The sequence below is a fragment of the Gemmiger formicilis genome, assembly GCF_016901605.1.
Lineage (GTDB): Bacteria > Bacillota > Clostridia > Oscillospirales > Ruminococcaceae > Gemmiger > Gemmiger formicilis_B.
This window is the reverse complement of sequence record NZ_JACJKP010000051.1, coordinates 1-15,665: the sequence shown is the minus strand read 5'-3', so window position 1 is coordinate 15,665 and position 15,665 is coordinate 1. Positions and strand designations below refer to the sequence as shown.

The 15,665-nt window shown below is 45.4% G+C and carries 19 protein-coding genes and 1 pseudogene; 1 reads left to right on the top strand and 19 read right to left on the bottom strand.

All coding sequences use genetic code 11. The features are described 5' to 3' along the window. The 19 genes and pseudogenes from H6B10_RS05840 to H6B10_RS05750 all read right to left on the bottom strand — a co-directional run. A pseudogene (locus tag H6B10_RS05840) lies at window positions 1-825 on the bottom strand (ABC transporter permease); the annotation flags it as partial. A 13-nt stretch (window positions 826-838) separates the two neighbouring features. Beyond that, window positions 839-1,507 carry an ABC transporter ATP-binding protein gene (locus tag H6B10_RS05835; RefSeq protein ID WP_204650619.1) on the bottom strand — a complete coding sequence of 223 codons (669 nt, stop codon included), beginning with the start codon at window positions 1,505-1,507 and terminating at the stop codon, window positions 839-841. Window positions 1,508-1,617: 110 nt separating this feature from the next. Then, entirely contained in the window at window positions 1,618-2,517 is a 900-nt protein-coding gene (locus H6B10_RS05830) for a sensor histidine kinase (RefSeq protein ID WP_204650617.1), read from the bottom strand. Beyond that, window positions 2,514-3,197: a response regulator transcription factor gene (locus tag H6B10_RS05825; protein ID WP_204650615.1), complete on the bottom strand. Its 684-nt coding sequence runs from the start codon at window positions 3,195-3,197 to the stop codon at window positions 2,514-2,516. Before H6B10_RS05825 ends, H6B10_RS05830 begins: the two co-directional genes overlap by 4 nt. A gap of 596 nt (window positions 3,198-3,793) precedes the next feature. After that, a complete protein-coding gene (locus H6B10_RS05820; protein ID WP_055273812.1) occupies window positions 3,794-4,270 on the bottom strand; it encodes an MGMT family protein in 477 nt (158 codons plus the stop codon). Window positions 4,271-4,434: 164 nt separating this feature from the next. After that, entirely contained in the window at window positions 4,435-5,106 is a 672-nt protein-coding gene (locus H6B10_RS05815; protein WP_055273814.1) for a methyltransferase family protein, read from the bottom strand. A 27-nt stretch (window positions 5,107-5,133) separates the two neighbouring features. After that, the gene (locus H6B10_RS05810; RefSeq protein WP_055273816.1) at window positions 5,134-5,865 is read right to left on the bottom strand and encodes an ABC transporter permease; all 732 of its coding nucleotides are present in this window, start codon (window positions 5,863-5,865) and stop codon (window positions 5,134-5,136) included. Beyond that, window positions 5,862-6,593 (bottom strand): ABC transporter ATP-binding protein, encoded by a 732-nt coding sequence (locus H6B10_RS05805; RefSeq protein ID WP_055273818.1) that lies wholly within the window; start codon window positions 6,591-6,593, stop codon window positions 5,862-5,864. The genes H6B10_RS05810 and H6B10_RS05805 overlap by 4 nt, the downstream gene beginning before the upstream one ends. Continuing rightward, window positions 6,580-7,158, bottom strand: coding sequence for a TetR/AcrR family transcriptional regulator (locus H6B10_RS05800; protein WP_055273820.1), 579 nt, complete (start codon window positions 7,156-7,158; stop codon window positions 6,580-6,582). The genes H6B10_RS05805 and H6B10_RS05800 overlap by 14 nt, the downstream gene beginning before the upstream one ends. A gap of 289 nt (window positions 7,159-7,447) precedes the next feature. After that, the gene (locus tag H6B10_RS05795; protein WP_055273822.1) at window positions 7,448-8,419 is read right to left on the bottom strand and encodes a helix-turn-helix domain-containing protein; all 972 of its coding nucleotides are present in this window, start codon (window positions 8,417-8,419) and stop codon (window positions 7,448-7,450) included. Window positions 8,420-8,563: 144 nt separating this feature from the next. Then, window positions 8,564-9,280: a flavodoxin family protein gene (locus H6B10_RS05790; RefSeq protein WP_021949696.1), complete on the bottom strand. Its 717-nt coding sequence runs from the start codon at window positions 9,278-9,280 to the stop codon at window positions 8,564-8,566. 3 nt (window positions 9,281-9,283) lie between these two features. Then, window positions 9,284-9,856: a TetR/AcrR family transcriptional regulator gene (locus H6B10_RS05785; protein ID WP_055273826.1), complete on the bottom strand. Its 573-nt coding sequence runs from the start codon at window positions 9,854-9,856 to the stop codon at window positions 9,284-9,286. A 202-nt stretch (window positions 9,857-10,058) separates the two neighbouring features. Next, window positions 10,059-10,436: a TnpV protein gene (locus H6B10_RS05780; RefSeq protein ID WP_066557113.1), complete on the bottom strand. Its 378-nt coding sequence runs from the start codon at window positions 10,434-10,436 to the stop codon at window positions 10,059-10,061. Between the two features lie 24 nt (window positions 10,437-10,460). After that, window positions 10,461-11,621 carry a plasmid recombination protein gene (locus tag H6B10_RS05775; RefSeq protein ID WP_243427276.1) on the bottom strand — a complete coding sequence of 387 codons (1,161 nt, stop codon included), beginning with the start codon at window positions 11,619-11,621 and terminating at the stop codon, window positions 10,461-10,463. 288 nt (window positions 11,622-11,909) lie between these two features. Next, window positions 11,910-12,872 carry an AAA family ATPase gene (locus H6B10_RS05770; RefSeq protein ID WP_156500712.1) on the bottom strand — a complete coding sequence of 321 codons (963 nt, stop codon included), beginning with the start codon at window positions 12,870-12,872 and terminating at the stop codon, window positions 11,910-11,912. Next, complete coding sequence (locus H6B10_RS05765) at window positions 12,865-13,011, bottom strand: hypothetical protein (protein ID WP_156500714.1); 147 nt, start codon at window positions 13,009-13,011, stop codon at window positions 12,865-12,867. Before H6B10_RS05765 ends, H6B10_RS05770 begins: the two co-directional genes overlap by 8 nt. After that, window positions 13,004-13,336 carry a plasmid mobilization protein gene (locus tag H6B10_RS05760; protein ID WP_066557118.1) on the bottom strand — a complete coding sequence of 111 codons (333 nt, stop codon included), beginning with the start codon at window positions 13,334-13,336 and terminating at the stop codon, window positions 13,004-13,006. The genes H6B10_RS05765 and H6B10_RS05760 overlap by 8 nt, the downstream gene beginning before the upstream one ends. After that, a complete protein-coding gene (locus tag H6B10_RS05755) occupies window positions 13,326-14,417 on the bottom strand; it encodes a site-specific integrase (protein WP_066557120.1) in 1,092 nt (363 codons plus the stop codon). The genes H6B10_RS05760 and H6B10_RS05755 overlap by 11 nt, the downstream gene beginning before the upstream one ends. Further along, complete coding sequence (locus H6B10_RS05750; RefSeq protein ID WP_003532935.1) at window positions 14,417-14,605, bottom strand: transcriptional regulator; 189 nt, start codon at window positions 14,603-14,605, stop codon at window positions 14,417-14,419. The genes H6B10_RS05755 and H6B10_RS05750 overlap by 1 nt, the downstream gene beginning before the upstream one ends. Window positions 14,606-14,886: 281 nt before the next feature. Between H6B10_RS05750 and H6B10_RS05745 the strand changes: the two genes are divergently transcribed. Next, window positions 14,887-15,420 carry a helix-turn-helix domain-containing protein gene (locus H6B10_RS05745; protein WP_066557123.1) on the top strand — a complete coding sequence of 178 codons (534 nt, stop codon included), beginning with the start codon at window positions 14,887-14,889 and terminating at the stop codon, window positions 15,418-15,420. Window positions 15,421-15,665 lie beyond the last annotated feature (245 nt).

Here is a 15,665-nt window from a genome sequence, read left to right as displayed (position 1 = left end):
CACTACGGTGGGGTCCAGTTTGTCCGAAAGCTGTGCCCCGGTATAGCCCCAGTTGACACCAATGGCGATATAGTTGTCTCCCGCCGTCTGTGACTGGTAGCCGTGGTTTGTCAGAATCTTTTCCATATCGTCAGCAATGGAACGGGCGCCGTGTTTAAGCATCACATCCAGGTTCCAGCTTCCGGTCATACCATCGTTGCCCGGCGGGGTCACCCCCACTTCTGCCAAAACGGCGTCCACCCGGCTTTCGGGGACGAGGATATGGTTGGCTACGATCGCTTCGTCGTACTCCCACCAGCCGCACAAAGTAAAGGTCTGGGTGGTTTCGTGGCCGTCCACATCAAAAGTGACGGTAAATTCCGCGCCGATTTTTGGCTCCACGCCCAGCAGTTCCAGAACATGGGTGTCGGTGGCTGCCTCGTTGGTCCCCTCCTGCGGGAGTCGCCCTTCTACTGGATCACAGTAGGCCCAGTGCGCTTCATTGGCGTCGGAGTAGCCGATCTCCACATGGGATTTGTTGAAGGGGACCTCCATGGGCATGCCCAGAAAACGGCGGATACCGTATGCCTGAATCAGAGAATCGCCCTGCAGTTCCGCGCACTGTTCTTCCGTGAGATACTTGAACGTGCCGTGAGAACAGCCCCCGGCCTGACGAAAATTGTTCTGCTGGATGCCCTCGTTGATGGACATGGCAATGGTAAAGAGTGAAGTAAACAGTACCGCCGTAAGGGCAATGGCCAGTACCGCTACAATATTGCGGGTCCGGTTGGCCAGCAAAGCCCGGATACTCAACCGGCGGATGCAGCTGCCATTGGATACTTTCATGACTTCTTCCCCCTTACCGTTCCACGATCCGCCCATCCTCAATGCGGATGATGCGGTCAGCCAGCTGGGCAATCTCCTCGTTATGGGTGATCATTACCATGGTTTGGCCGAATTTCTGCCCCGTCACCTTCATCAGGCTGAGCACATCCTGGCTGGTTTTGCTGTCCAGGTTGCCGGTCGGTTCATCAGCCAGAAGAATGGCAGGTTTGGTTGCCAGTGCCCGGGCAATGGCAACACGCTGCTGCTGGCCGCCCGAAAGCTGGTTGGGCAGACTGGGCAGTTTCTTTTCCAATCCCAAAGTGGAAACCACAGCCTCGACAAAATCGGTATCCACTTTATTGCCGTCCAACTGGATGGGGAGAACAATGTTTTCCCACACGCTCAAAACCGGCACGAGATTATAAGCCTGAAACACAAACCCGATTTTACGGCGCCGGAAGATGGTCAGTTCCTCGTCCTTCAGCGTGAAGATGTCCTTTCCATCCACGGTGACAGTGCCTGCAGTGGGCCGGTCCAAACCGCCCAGCATGTGCAGCAAGGTGGATTTGCCGGAACCCGAGGTGCCCACAATCGCTACAAATTCCCCCTGCTCGATGTTCAGGTTCATGCCATCCAGTGCCTTTACCTGGGTATCTCCGGAGCCGTAATATTTTTTCAAACCACTGGTTTGTAAAATCGTCATTTTCTTTTCCTCCCAACGAAAAAGTCTGTATCGTCTTTTGACAATACAGACTATAGCATACGAATCTGTCCTGGTACTTTCAAGAATGTGACAGTTCTGACAGAATCCTCTTACGGACGCGGAAGGAACAGTGAAAAGGTACTTCCTGTTCCCGGAACACTCTCAACCTTCACATAGCCGCCTTGCTTTTCAGCTATCTGGCGGGTCAGATATAGCCCGATCCCAACGCCCTGCTCCTGATAGTTTCCGGCACTACGATAAAATCGACCAAAAATCCGGGCCTGTTCTGCTTCCGGGATTCCCGGTCCTGTATCGGTGACACATATGGCAGAGAACATTTCATAGTTCTTCACCGTAACGGTCACTGCTCCTCCGGAAGGCGTGTATTTCACCGCGTTGTCCAGGAGATTGCACAGCGCCTCTTCCGTCCACTTGGGGTCAAAAACGGCTTTTCCTTCTGTCGGGACGGCCGTCAATACAACCCCCTTTTCGGCCGCCTTGGGCACGTACTGCGTCACTGCGCGGTCCACTACGTAAGAAAGTTCCGATATTTCCGGATGTACTGCCAGAATCCCGTTTTCCAGCCGGGAGGTTTTGACCAGAGCTTCAATCAGTGTCTGGAGTTTGGCTGCCTGCGTCAAAATGGCCCCGGCACATTCCTCTTCCTGGGGTGTCAGGGGCTGTTCGGCAAGCAGTTGTGCATAGAGCTGCAGATTGGCCACCGGGGTTTTGGTCTGGTGGGATATATCCGAAATCAAGCTGCTGATTTGATCCTTCTGCTCCTGTACATTGCGGGCAGACAGCGCGCTGGCTGTCAGGTAGCGGGCTAGCCGGCTTTCCAGGGCGGAGAGTCGGCTTTCGTCATAAGTTTCTTCAGTAAAATGTCCGGCAATGGCAGCTTCCAGCATCGCATCCAGGCGCTTTATCGTGCGGACAGTCTGCCAGCGTTCCACCACTACGATCACCAGCGCTGCCAACAGAGCGACACCGGCTACAATGTACCCGATCATGGATTCACCGCCCAGGTATAGCCGATACCGTATACCGTTTTCAGATATTCCGGTTTAGCAGGGTCTTTCTCCAGTTTGGCGCGCAGCCGCTTGACCGTAACGGAAAGCGCGTTTTCTTCCACAAATTCAGCACCGTCGGTCCACACACGGTCTACCAATGTGATGCGGGGGACGGCATGTCCCAGATTTTCCACCAGCACACGCAGCAGCTTCTGCTCGGTTTTGGATAGCTCCACCGGCAAACCGTCCCTGCGAAAGATCATTCGGTCGAAATCGAACAGGAATGGCCCTATCTCCATTTGGGAGGAGGAATGTACGCTGCGTCGGCGAAGCTGCGCTTGCACTCTCGCCCGCAGAACCGCCAGCGAAAAAGGCTTTGTGATGTAGTCATCCGCGCCCGCTTCCAGGCCGGTGACCTCATCCATTTCCAGGTCGTTGGCAGTAAGCATAATAATGGGCGTGGCGTTCCCCTGAGACCGCAGTGCCCGCAGAAGGTCCAGACCGCTGCCATCGGGAAGGTTGATATCCAGAATCAGCAGGTCAAATTGTGTTTTTGCCAGTGTTTGCCTTGCCTGTACAATGCTATCTGCCAAAACCACGGCTTGTTCTGCTCCACAAAGAGCCATGCTGATTCCGCGGCCCAGTGCGGCATCATCCTCCAGAAGAAAAATTTGTTGCATCTTCCCTACTCCTTGGAAACGAAAGAAAAGTATGTATGTCCATCCACTTTTCGGTAACAATCAAGCGTCTTTTTGATTATAACAGTACAAATGTTTTTTGCCAACACAGCAATTGCATATACAGAAAGAAAGCCGCATGCAAAACTCTTGTTGCTCAAACATTCTTACAGTCCGCATGGTTCTTAATAAGCCCTGTACCGTCAACCATCTACTGAACAAACAAAAAAAGCCAACTGCTTTTGACAAGTCAGTTGGCTCTTTTGACGGATCATGAAAAACTGCTATCAGATTGCTTTCAAAAGCATTTCATGTTCCGGAATTTTACATGGAAATGCGCTTTTTGGCAGTCCGAAATTATTCAAACTCGACAAAGCCTAATCAATTTTGTTTAGAGATTATTCTCTGTCGTATTCGTGGTGCTTTTGAATATTTGATGTATCCATATTATCCTGCCTATATGGGCTAATGTTATCAATTTGTTATCGGGGTTGATAACACTGGCTCTGAAACTGCGGATAATAACAATATGTTCTGGCTCACATTATAAGCGATTTTGTTTAGAAAATCAAGATATTAAAATCGTTTCCCAAAGACATCTATAACACAAATAGAGCTCTTTCATAGTCTTTAACATAGTATCTGATATTTTTCCTGCCTTTTTGGACAATCGTATGTCCTTCCGCTTCCAACTTTTCTTTCTGAGCTTCTATGCCGCCGGGATATTTGGCGTTTAATTCCCCATTCGCCTTTAAGGTGCGCCAATAAGGTGTTACATCCTTGGAACGCTGATAGCTCGCCCACGCAACAATCGAAACAAATATTCCTGCTGTAATCGGCTCTGTAAAATCGGCTCCATTTTCATTTGCAAAATATTCTCTTATCGCACCAACAGTAAGCAGTTTTCCATACGGCACAAGACGCATAACCTTATCATAATCAATCGGCGGCGCAAAATACATTTTGTTTCCGCCATACTTCTCTATGCTTTTTTCATCTGTGATCGTCTGAAATTTGGGCATATCCTTACTATCATGCAGCATCGCATTAAAATCTTTTTTATCTTCATTTGCCATTGTAAGCACCTCCTGTACACAAGTATAAGTCAATGAAAAAACCTATGCAATGAGACGGTTTTAAAATTTCCGTTTTTAAATTTAATACTCAGTTCTCCAGCTCTGCATCTTAGCTGATAGCAATTTAATCCCTGTTACCTTTTTCTAAATAATATAATTTAAGACTACCAAATATAAGGTATTAACCTGTATTTAACTTTCTTTTTATAATCTGCATATCCGTCAAGTTCGGTTTCAAGTACCTGTTCTTCGTTTTTTATTCTTTTTGCGATAATCAGAGGATAAAAGAGAAACACAACGAAAGAGAGTATTGATCCAAGCATCAATGGCATTGTAAGGAAAAGAATAATTGTTACACTATACATTGGATGTCTGACAATACCGTAAAGTCCTGTATCAATTACCTTTTGATTTTCCTGCACCTCAATCGTTCTGGAGAGATATGTATTTTCCCGTAAGACTTCTGCATAAAGCAAATACGCAATCAAAAATATAGCAGCCGCTATGTAAGGCACTGTTTTAGGAAGCGACAGCCAGCCAAAACGAAAATCAAGCCCTGCCAATACAAAGCCAACAACAAACATCAAGCCGCTAAGTTTTATTACAAGACTTTGCTCGCTTTGCTGTTCCTTAGCGTTAAGACGCTTACTTAATAATTGGGGGTTTTTGAACATCATCACAATACCGGCGACAAACATAGGAACAAACAAAACTCCCATAAGCAACCAACCGTTGGGATATTGCACTGTTCCCGCAGGCAGAAACAGAAGTAGCCCTACAAGAATAATTCCAAGCACAAATTTTATGATTGCATTGCAAAATAATTTTATTGTCATTGTACCGCCCTCCTTTGTCGGCTACTATTATTGTTTTTTCATCTGCCGCAAAAATAAAAGCACAGCCCCTGCAACAGCCACAATGGTATAACCGAGCACCCACCAAAGGTGCGGCAGGATACCCGAATAATCCGCACTAAAGACAGCCCGTTCCAATTCAACAGCATGGATGAAAGGCAAAGCATTTGCGATTTTCTTAAATACGCCGCCTACAAGGTCTACATCAAACCAAATCCCCGACATCCAAGCGGACAAATTGGTAAGTAACGCTCCACAGATACCGCCGACCTGCTTTGAATTAAAAACGCTTCCGCAGATAAGCCCCAAAGCAATATAAAACAATGCTACGGGAATGAGAAACAGCAAGGCATATAAAACAGTGATTGTCAGCTTCAAGCCGAGCAGAGCCGCCGCTATGTAGCAAATAACCCCCTGTGCTACTGCAATCGGTAAAATTGGCAGGGTATAGCCGAAAATAAAATCCGAAGCGGTAAGCGGAGTAGTATAAAGCCTTTGCAGCAATGCACTTTCTCTATCCTTTGAAATAAGGACAGCGGCAAACAAAGTCATAAAGGATAATCCAAATACCGTTATGCCGGGGGTTAGATTGTCAAGCTCAAACATCGGCACAGGAATATTTGCCTGTATTGCAGTAAGCAAACCGATAAGGACAAGAGGAAAGCCTAAGCCAAAAAACAGGTTAAGCGGGTCACGCAGTATTTCTTTTGCCGTTCTACCCGAAAATGCAAGCAATCTCATAATTTTTTACTCCCTTTTACAATAGCAACAAAAGCGTCCTCGAATTTTTCCGTTCCCGCCTTTGCTTTCAATGCCTCCGCTGTTCCGAGCGCAAGCAGCTTGCCGTCCTTCATAATACCGATACGGTCTGCAAGAGCTTCCGCTTCCTCCATATAGTGCGTGGTCAAGATAATGGTTATTTTCCCTTTAAGTGTACGAATGGTATCCCATAAGTCGCTTCGTGCCAGAACATCAAGCCCTAATGTCGGTTCGTCAAGAAAAAGTATCTGCGGCTCGCTGATAAGAGCCATTGCAATGCTTAACCTGCGTTGCCAACCGCCCGATAATTTACCTGCCCTTTTGCTCAAAATAGCGGTTAAATCAAATTGTTCGGAAAGCTCCTTGGTTTTAGCATGCATCTTCTCTTTTGTAAAACCGTGAACACCGCACATCAGCTCAAGGTTTTCCCTTACACTTAAATTTGGGGCAACGGCTGTCTCCTGCGGAGATACGCCTATGATACTTTTCACCGCAGCCACATCAGTAACAATACTGTTGCCGTTCACAAAGGCGTTGCCGCTGTCGGGCTTTGTCAAGCAAGTAAGCATTTTAATTGTGGTCGTTTTTCCTGCCCCATTTACGCCAAGCAGAGCAAATAATTCGCCTTGCCGGGCCGTCAAATCAAGGCCGTCTACGGCGGTTACATCCTTATATTTTTTTGTAAGCTGAACAGTTTTAATTGCCTGCATTGTCTTTTCCCTCCGTATAGCGGTATTTAAGTCCCATATAAGCATCGGTAAGCACTCTGCTGATAAATTCATCGTCCCAATCAAGATAGGAAGTGGCTATCATCGTAGCAATACCGTGAACATAGAGCCACATTTCCAGATGAAACAAATATGCTTCATCTTCACTAATCCCTAAATTTTGCTGTATTAACTGCATAAGGGGTCTGATTTCTTCTTTGTTTTCTTCTATTTTTTCACGGCTTCGGTCACGCATAAAAAGCAGCTTGAAAAGCTCCCTTTCTTCTTTGGCAAAGCGGATATATGCCATGCCGCTTGCCTTATAGGGGGAATATTTTCCCTTAGCCATATCTTCACGCAAATAATTCTGATACAGCAGGTCAGAAGCTATAAAAACCTCCTGCCCGACTTCCTCCATATTTTTGAACAGTCCGAAAATCGGTTTGACAGAGCATCCAAGCTCCGCAGCCAACGCTCTTGCGGTCAATCCAGATATTCCATTCTTCCGTGTTACATTCAAAGCGGCATTAGTTATTTCATCTCTTGTAAACTTAAATTTCGGGGGCATTTGTTCATCTCCTTAAGGCAACATTTATTACGCAACATCTGTTTCTTATTATATGGAAATAGCTGCTTTTTGTCAAGCAGCTATAACAGTGAAACGGAATATGTAACGCTTTTGGGTGTCAAAACGCCCTGTTTAAGCGTTTAAGAGAGCAAAAAAGACGGGTAAGGAGTTTATCCCTACCCGCCACAATTTTACAGTTGTATGCGTTACATTGCGTTATTTGCAGTTGTCATTCTTCGTCTTAAGCGTGTTAATATCACTTCTGCCCTTAAAATGCGATAGGATTTTATCAATCTTTCTTGTCTGTGAATAAACGGCAGATCGCCATAACACCTGCAAACAAGACCCCTGCCACCGGCCACACAATCCAGGTAGTCTCCCATGCGTTTGTTAAAAAGCTCCAGGCAAGGTATATAGCTGTTGCTGACAGCCAGTACGCTGTTGCAATCGTTTCCTTAATGTAGCTTTTCCTTATCTCTTGGGGTGTATATTCACCCTCTTTCAGCAACTTCTGCATACTCGCCCATCGAACGCCGGCTATGATAAATATTCCTGCTCCGATTCCGGCGAGCAGCAAAGTAATTGCCAGCATGATAACGATTAAAAATTCGTTTTCGGTAAACGCACCGACCAGCAGAGGAACGGGGGATAGAATACAGATACCGGTTGCAATCATATTGCTCCTTACATAGACAGGTCTATATTCTTTTTGTCTTTCTTTAACCATTCCCGTTACGCCATATTCTGTTTCAAAAGGTTCTTTATCAATGAAGTCATAGGGTGCATTTTTAAAGCCGCAGTGCAGAAAGATCGCAACTGCAACAGCAACAAAAACGAACAGAGAAACAAGCCCGATCCCTCCGGCGACATTTTCAGATATGGAGAGAGCAACCTCGGACACAGCTCCCAAAAGCAAAAGAGGGATTACCGCAATAACGCAAAGAAAAGTTGCTACGGCAATTTTTACGGACGCAGACTTTCTCCATTTCAAAAAATGATCTGCCTGTGACAAAGTAATCCGTTTCACAGGTATATCTGTTTCATCTGTGAACTCCTCATCTTCCATTTCGTCCTTGAGAAGATAATCGGTCGTCACGCCGAACAAATTTCCAAGCTGAAGAATTTTTTCTAAATCCGGTGTAGTCTGTGCAGCCTCCCATTTGGATACCGCCTGACGGGACACATTCATTTTTGCAGCCAGTTCTTCCTGAGACCAGCCATTTCTTTTTCTCAATCGAATAATCTTATCCGCTAAAATCATAATCATTTACCTCCGTTTGATACTGTAGTGCAATCGCCCTATTTCTATGTATAGGATACTCTTTTCAAAGGTTGCATACCACCAAACGGCGGTTTGAAATGTGTCAACCTGCGGTTGCAGAAGTATTTTTCCATACAATACAAACTATTTCCACGGTCTGCTGTCGGCAAGCCAGCCTTGCTCCGCCCAATACTTTCCGTCAAGGTATTCGGGATCTGATCTATGTATGGATTTCTGCATCATACGGCAGAAGAAAAACTTAAATTTCGTAATCAAATTTGTATGTGCGGGCTTTGTATAATCTATATGAGCAAACTTCCGAGACAGCTTTTGAAGCTTTCCCGCAAGCTCGGCTTGTTTCTTTTGCGGCAATTTTTCCCAGACGATATCGCTCATCAATGCACCGGTAAATATCTCGATTTTGGAAATGCCCCACCACGATAAGCTGTGCTTCATATCTTTTGCCGCAGATTTTGCTCCGCTGCCCAAGCATTGTGTTATGATGACAGCTCGTTTTCCAAACATTTCAGGAGCAGGACGGTGCGGTATCCAACGATAGGCAAAATGGTCAAGTAACGCTTTCATTGCACCGGTCGCATGAAAGACATATGCAGGCGATGTCATCACAATCAAGTCCGCTTCCAAAAGTGATTTTTCAATTTTCCTGATATATTCAGCATCCTTGCATTTCTGTTCGCCCTTTAAGATACAGTTTGTGCAGCCAGCGCAGAAAGCGGGGCAATCCTTTGGAAGATAATATTCTGTAATATTCGCATTATCACTAAAGTCTGCTAAAAACATCTCTTTTAGACGATAGGTAACGCCGTGTTTTTCCGTTCCGTTTATCACTGTTATATTCACTCTTTATACCTCCAAAATATCGTGTAAAACTTGTGTGTGAAAATTCCTGCGGTTTTCTTTCTGTCTAAGGTCAATCCCCAATATTTGCGATATAATTTCGTATCGTAGGAACATTTGCTGCATAACGGTAATCAAATACAGCGTTTTTCGTCTTATCGCCGCTTCATCAAGGTCAGGACGGCAGGCTGCAACAAGCGGAAGATATGCCGCATAAGTTCTGTAAGTGTTGTCATTTTCTTTCGGTGACTGCATATCGGTAAGAACAGAAATTTTGGAAATGGCATAATGTTCAAACAGAAAATCAAGGGTTATATTGCCGAGATAAGTGAGCTTCTCAAAAGGAGTAAAGCCGTCTGTTTTCTCTCGTATATTCTGAAAATGCTCAACTGTTCCGTTTATCATACGCTCAATACATTGCTCGATGAGTTGATCCTTGTTTCCAAAATGATAATTTACAAGGCCTAATCCAACGCCTGCTCTTTTGCATATCTCACGGACTGTAACTTCGTCTAAATGTTCCCCTTTTTCCTCAATTAGTTTAATCGTCGCCTGTATAATGGCTTCTTTATTATCCACACTATACCTCCTTTTGAACATTGTTCAAATACATTATGCTGAACGCAGTTCAAAAAGTCAAGAGATTGTGACTAACAAGTGAAGTATGTAACGCTTTTCGGTGTCAAACCGCCCTGTTTAAGCGTTTAAGAGAGCAAAAAAAGACGGGTAAGGAGTTTATCCCTACCCGCCACAATTTTACAGTTGTATGCGTTATAATGCTTTAATTATAGATAATTTCCTCGTTTACAATATCCATTGCTCTATTACGAATACTGTTCATTGTCTGTACCCACAGCATTGAATTTTCTGCCTTTAGCTGTTCAGTTAAGCCCTCTCGCTCCGCTATCTGTTTTACCAGCCGAAGAAACGTATCTTCCGCCTGCTCGTCAATATCCACAAGATAGCTGTTCAGCTTGCCGCTTGTAAGCAGGTTGGTATAAAGCACCTTGCGGTGCTGTTTGAGATAGCGCAAATGCCGCTGCCCCCATACGCCGATAGGCTTGGTTTCTTTTTCGGCGGGTAAAGACAGACAAGGAAGAAAATAATCTCCCTGCTGTATATAAGTGCCGCCCAGTTCTTCAAAAATCATCTTTGCCATTTTGTTTTCCTCCTGAAAAATGATTTATCTTGAGCGTGTGTAATCACGCTTTTGACCTTTGAGATTTCTCGCCTGTTCAAGCAAGCTGTCTATCTGTTTGTGTCCGAATACTCTGCGAAGCAGCGAATAATCTTTGTTTTCAGCCCTCAGCCTTGTGTTTTCTTCGGTAAGCTTACCGTTAATTTTTGAGAGCTTTTCGTTTTCACGATATAGATTTCCGTTTGTGATGTTCAACCTGTGATAACTGTCCAACGCCTTGAAATATCGTGCAAATAAGGTGCTGATTAAAGATTTAAATCGGGCTACAAGCGGCTCAACAAACTTTGTCTTGTAGCTCCTTGCCGACATCATCGCAGAAGGCTCAGGGAGCTGATATTCAGGCCCGTTCATGATACTCTCATCAAGATTTTGCAACGCTCTTTCGCCATTATCAAAGTTTTTAATACGGTCAGCCATAACACGAAACTCATCTTTTTTCTCGACAAGCTTATCTTCAAGAGCGTTAATTTCCTTTTCTCGCTCCTGCTTTTTGTAATCCAAAACAGAGAGATGTTTTTCATGAGTCCCCTTGTGTTCCCACTCAATTCCGTGGCGTTCCATAACAAACGCTAAGGCGGATTTTTCTGCGCTTACCCATTGATTCCACTCGGTATCTCCACGAGTACCGCCCTTGAAGCCCTGTGCTGCAAGCGCCTGTTTCAACGACACTCTTGTATCCAGTCCACGCTTGCTGCCGGTGGTAAAGGGAACAAAATCAATGTGCAGATGCGGTGTTGCCTCATCCATATGCAGATGAGCCGAAAATACTTTTAACTGCGGATTTCGCTCCTGAAACCCACGATAGTATTCATCTAAAATCTGTCGGGCAAGCGTCCCGTTTTCGCTTTCAGCGCTCATATTTTCCTTATCGCCTATCTGCAAAATCAGTTCGTGAAACGGTTTTTCCTGTTTGGAACTGCGGATTTTTTCATAGTAGTTTTCTATCTTTCGGTCAGCTCTTGTCTGCCTGTCGTTGTATCTTTTCAGCGCATCATCGAATAATTCGTGATACACTTTCCTTATCGGCTCGTTGCAGTAATCTATATTGAGATGAGTGCGGTTGCCGTCTACATTCTCCGCTTTGAATTTGCGGCTGTTGTGGTTGACTGAGCCTTTTCCGACCATTGCGCTGATCGTTCTTTGCATAAATTACACCTCCAATCTCTTAAAAATCGTTCTTCCTCGGTTCTGTTACTCTTGCCAAGAGTAACGCAAAAGCACTTTTGACAGCCTACTGCCATCAAAAGCTGCTATTGCGCTCTCCGAGGGGGTTATGGGGCGTTGCCCCGTTGTCTGCGGACAACTCCCCCGTAAGGGCTGTCCTTTGAAAAGGACACCCTTGCAACCCCGTCCAAACTTTATCACTTCCCGAAAAAGGAACATTGCAAGGTTGCAGATGTGCTAGCTTTTGCAATGTTGCAACCTTGAAAAAACTCACTCCATTTTTTCGGGAAGCTGCCAGTACCACTGACTGCCTTCCTTAACCGATTGGACATTCAGCGCTTTCTTTGCCTCATCCAGCACACGCTTCGAAATACCCATCGCCTGTGCTTTCTTTACCAATTCTTTCTGCGGATATCTCCCCTTTGAAAGATATTCAAGGATAAGATTTTCCGCTTGCTCGGATTTCTTTTCTTTTGGAATCCCGCTGAGTAAATCGTCCACTGATATATCGTAATGACCGAGCCAGCGAAATCCGTTTTCCCTGTCCAGCTCAAAAGCAATCGCTTCGCCCTCTGGAGCAAGGGAGGATTTGTCCTGTACCATCACTCTGACCTGTGGATTGTCTTTAATTCTCCCGACAATCAGAACACTTCTCGCCGAAGCCTGAAAGTCAATCGAACCAAGTCCACGGTAGGAAGATTTATTTCCGCTGCCTTTGTTCATATGACCAACAAGCAAAATAGAACAGTCATATTTTTCTGCGACTCGTCCGAGCTGTGCCATCACATTACGGACTTCGTTAGCGTTGTTCATATTGATATTCGCACCAACATACGCCTGAATCGGATCAAGGATTACCGCCCTTGCACCGACTTCTATAATTGCTTTTTCAATTCGTTCATCCAGCATACTGAGTGCAGCTTCCGATTCATCTATGACTTTAATTTGCGTACAGTCTGCCTCAGCGGATTCCAGTCTCGGCTTGATGGTATCTTCCAGTCCGTCCTCGGCAGTTTGATAGATAATCTTAACAGGCTCACGCTTGGCATCATCGTAGGGCAGCGGCTCTCCTTTCGAGAGAAGCGCCGCCAGTCTTAACGCCAAAGTTGTTTTGCCCTCGCCGGGATCGCCCTGAATGATTGTGATTTTCCCGTATGGAATATATGGATACCAGAGCCAATTTACTTCCTTGCTCTGTACTTCGTCCATACTGATGATTTTCAGTTCAGCCATTCCTGTCACCGCCTTCCAGAAGAAAAGCATTGATATTTCTGCCTTGATTGGTTATACTATTATTGGTTACATGGAGTGACTGCCTTTCATCTGCGCCAACAGATGATGTTCGGGCGGTCATTTCTTTTTGCTTATTCATTCTGTTCCTCTCCTTTCAAGCCGCCGAGAATGACGGAAATCAGCTCAATGACATTGAGTAGTTCCTCATCTACACCATTTCCCACTTCAATCCTCTGTAACTCCGTAAGGACGGCGGAAAGCTCCTGCTTCAGAGCCTTATACACCCTCGGATTGCCCTGCACCACCACATCCTGATTGAGACAGCGACGGTAGCAGTATTCCTGCTTCGGCAGTCCCGATAAGGCGACCGCTTTGTTAATGCGTTCATTTTCTTCGGGCGATACCCGAAATCCCACCGTGATATTTCTCCAACGGTTTTTGTTGTCTCTGTTCTTAGCTGACATTTTCAAAATCTCCTTTCCCTAAATCGTCTAATCGCTTCGCCATTTCCGTCTGTTTGGACGGGAACAGATGAGCGTACTGATAAGTGATTTCAATGCTTTCGTGTCCTACACGGTCGGCAATCGCCACCGCCGAAAATCCCATATCGATCAGCAAACTGATATGGCTGTGACGAAGGTCATGAATACGGATACGCTTCACGCCTGCGGCTTTTGCACCTCTGTCCATCTCGTGATGAAGATAGCTTTTCGTTACTGTAAAGATACGGTCTTTCTTTTTGAGTCCGTAGAGCATACCGAGATATTCCTGCATTTCCTCACAGAGAAAATGCGGCATTTTAATGGTACGGTTGCTTTTCTTTGTTTTCGGCGTAGTAATCACATCTTCCCCGTGCAAACGCTGATAGGATTTGTTGATCGTGACCGTTTCCTTGTCAAAGTCGAAGTCCGAAGGAGTCAGCGCCAGCAGCTCGCCCTCACGGATACCGCACCAGTAGAGCATTTCAAAGGCGTAAAAGGAAACGGGCTTGTCCATCATCTCAAAGGCAAACTTCTTGTATTCCTCTTTCGTCCAGAACAGCATTTCCCTGTGTTCCTCGCTTCCCATATTTCCCACCTTTGCGGCGGGATTGGAACGCAGCTCGTAGTAACGCACAGCATGGTTGAAGATAGCGGAAAGCTGATTGTGCAGCGTCTTCAGATAAGTCTGTGAGTACGGTTTTTTCTTCTCGTCACGATAGGCAAGCATTTCATTCTGCCAAGTGATGATTTCTTTTGTAGAAATCTCGCTGATTTTTAGCTTGCCGAAAAAGGGCAGTATCTTCGTGCGGATAATATGCTCCTTCGTCAGCCAAGTGTTTTCCTTCAGACGGTTTTTCACATCTCGGATATACAGCTCCGTAAAAGCCTCAAAGCTCATATCAAGGTCAGATGAGTTCTGCAACTGGAACATTCGCTCCCATTCCTGCGCTTCTTTCTTTGTGGCAAAGCCACGCTTGCATTTCTGCTTGCGCTCGCCTTTCCAGTTCACATACCTTGCCATCACATACCAAGTACCGTTGTCCTCATTTTTAAATACCGGCATTATTCCTTCTCCTTTCCGGCTCCGTAGAGCCTTTCATAAAAATACTGGCGGTTGACACGCCCCGCAATCGTAATAAATCCCTTCGCTTTCAGTTCCTCGTTCAGCTTCCTGATGAGCTTATAGGCATAGGGCTTGGATACATTCAGTTCCTGCGCCACATCGTCGGCACGGATAAACCTGTTTTCCATATACATCACCTTCCCTTCTGTTTTTAGTTTCATTTATTTCGTGTCGGAATACTTTCTTGCCGCCTTCCGATTTGCCCGGGCGGGTACGCCATTACCGTGACGCACGACGGATATTTAATTAAACTTATTTGCTTAATTCCATTTCATTATACTAAGCATATTTGCTTTTGTCAAGCGGTTTGCGAGAAAATATTAAACTTTTTTGTTTCGTTTTCTCTTGACTTTTACTAAACATATCTGCTATACTAAATACACTACATAAAGCAAGGAGCGATAACACTATGGCTATTGGTGAGAGAATCCATTTTTTCAGGCTTCTGCGTGGCATGACGCAAAAATATCTTGGTACGGCTGTCGGTTTTCCCGAACGAAGCGCCGATGTGCGATTGGCGCAATATGAAACAGGCTCCCGAAAACCAAAAGCAGACTTAACAGCTGCATTGGCGCAGGTGCTTGATGTTTCCCCGCAGGCTCTTGATGTTCCCGACATTGACAGCTACATCGGTCTTATGCACACCTTATTTACCCTTGAAGATATTTACGGTCTTACTGTCAGCGAAGCAGACGGAGAAGTCTGTCTGAAAGTCAATAAGGACAAAGGCAAGGACGCTGCCGAGCTATCAAAAATGCTCTGTGCTTGGAAAGAGCAGGCGGACAAGCTATCTTCCGAGGAAATCAGCAGGGAAGAATACAACAACTGGCGTTACTACTATCCGAAATACGATACCTCGCAGCTCTGGGCGAAAGTGCCTTCGCAGGAGTTAAGCGATACGCTGGTGGAGGCGTTTCAGGACAAGCTCAAAAAAGATGAATAAGAACGACAAAAAGCCCTTAGCTATGAGTTATTACCCACAGCTAAGGGCTTTCTAATATGGATTTCTTTCGCCATACAAGCCGCCTTTTATCATTCTGTAACCCGTAAACCACTGGGCTACAAGAATAATGGCTCTTGTATGGCTGTTATCAAATTGTTATCAAAAGACTTCTTGAAACGCCGCAAGCCCGCATAAATACTGGGTTTTTGCGGTGTTTCGTTTTATTCGAACTCAATGGTTGCCGG

Coding starts and splice junctions, on each gene's coding strand:
- H6B10_RS05835 (WP_204650619.1), bottom strand. CDS start 1,507: ATGACGATTTTACAAACCAGTGGTTTGAAAAAATATTACGGCTCCGGA.
- H6B10_RS05830 (WP_204650617.1), bottom strand. CDS start 2,517: ATGATCGGGTACATTGTAGCCGGTGTCGCTCTGTTGGCAGCGCTGGTG.
- H6B10_RS05825 (WP_204650615.1), bottom strand. CDS start 3,197: ATGCAACAAATTTTTCTTCTGGAGGATGATGCCGCACTGGGCCGCGGA.
- H6B10_RS05820 (WP_055273812.1), bottom strand. CDS start 4,270: ATGGCAAATGAAGATAAAAAAGATTTTAATGCGATGCTGCATGATAGT.
- H6B10_RS05815 (WP_055273814.1), bottom strand. CDS start 5,106: ATGACAATAAAATTATTTTGCAATGCAATCATAAAATTTGTGCTTGGA.
- H6B10_RS05810 (WP_055273816.1), bottom strand. CDS start 5,865: ATGAGATTGCTTGCATTTTCGGGTAGAACGGCAAAAGAAATACTGCGT.
- H6B10_RS05805 (WP_055273818.1), bottom strand. CDS start 6,593: ATGCAGGCAATTAAAACTGTTCAGCTTACAAAAAAATATAAGGATGTA.
- H6B10_RS05800 (WP_055273820.1), bottom strand. CDS start 7,158: ATGCCCCCGAAATTTAAGTTTACAAGAGATGAAATAACTAATGCCGCT.
- H6B10_RS05795 (WP_055273822.1), bottom strand. CDS start 8,419: ATGATTTTAGCGGATAAGATTATTCGATTGAGAAAAAGAAATGGCTGG.
- H6B10_RS05780 (WP_066557113.1), bottom strand. CDS start 10,436: ATGGCAAAGATGATTTTTGAAGAACTGGGCGGCACTTATATACAGCAG.
- H6B10_RS05775 (WP_243427276.1), bottom strand. CDS start 11,621: ATGCAAAGAACGATCAGCGCAATGGTCGGAAAAGGCTCAGTCAACCAC.
- H6B10_RS05770 (WP_156500712.1), bottom strand. CDS start 12,872: ATGGCTGAACTGAAAATCATCAGTATGGACGAAGTACAGAGCAAGGAA.
- H6B10_RS05765 (WP_156500714.1), bottom strand. CDS start 13,011: ATGAATAAGCAAAAAGAAATGACCGCCCGAACATCATCTGTTGGCGCA.
- H6B10_RS05760 (WP_066557118.1), bottom strand. CDS start 13,336: ATGTCAGCTAAGAACAGAGACAACAAAAACCGTTGGAGAAATATCACG.
- H6B10_RS05755 (WP_066557120.1), bottom strand. CDS start 14,417: ATGCCGGTATTTAAAAATGAGGACAACGGTACTTGGTATGTGATGGCA.
- H6B10_RS05750 (WP_003532935.1), bottom strand. CDS start 14,605: ATGGAAAACAGGTTTATCCGTGCCGACGATGTGGCGCAGGAACTGAAT.
- H6B10_RS05745 (WP_066557123.1), top strand. CDS start 14,887: ATGGCTATTGGTGAGAGAATCCATTTTTTCAGGCTTCTGCGTGGCATG.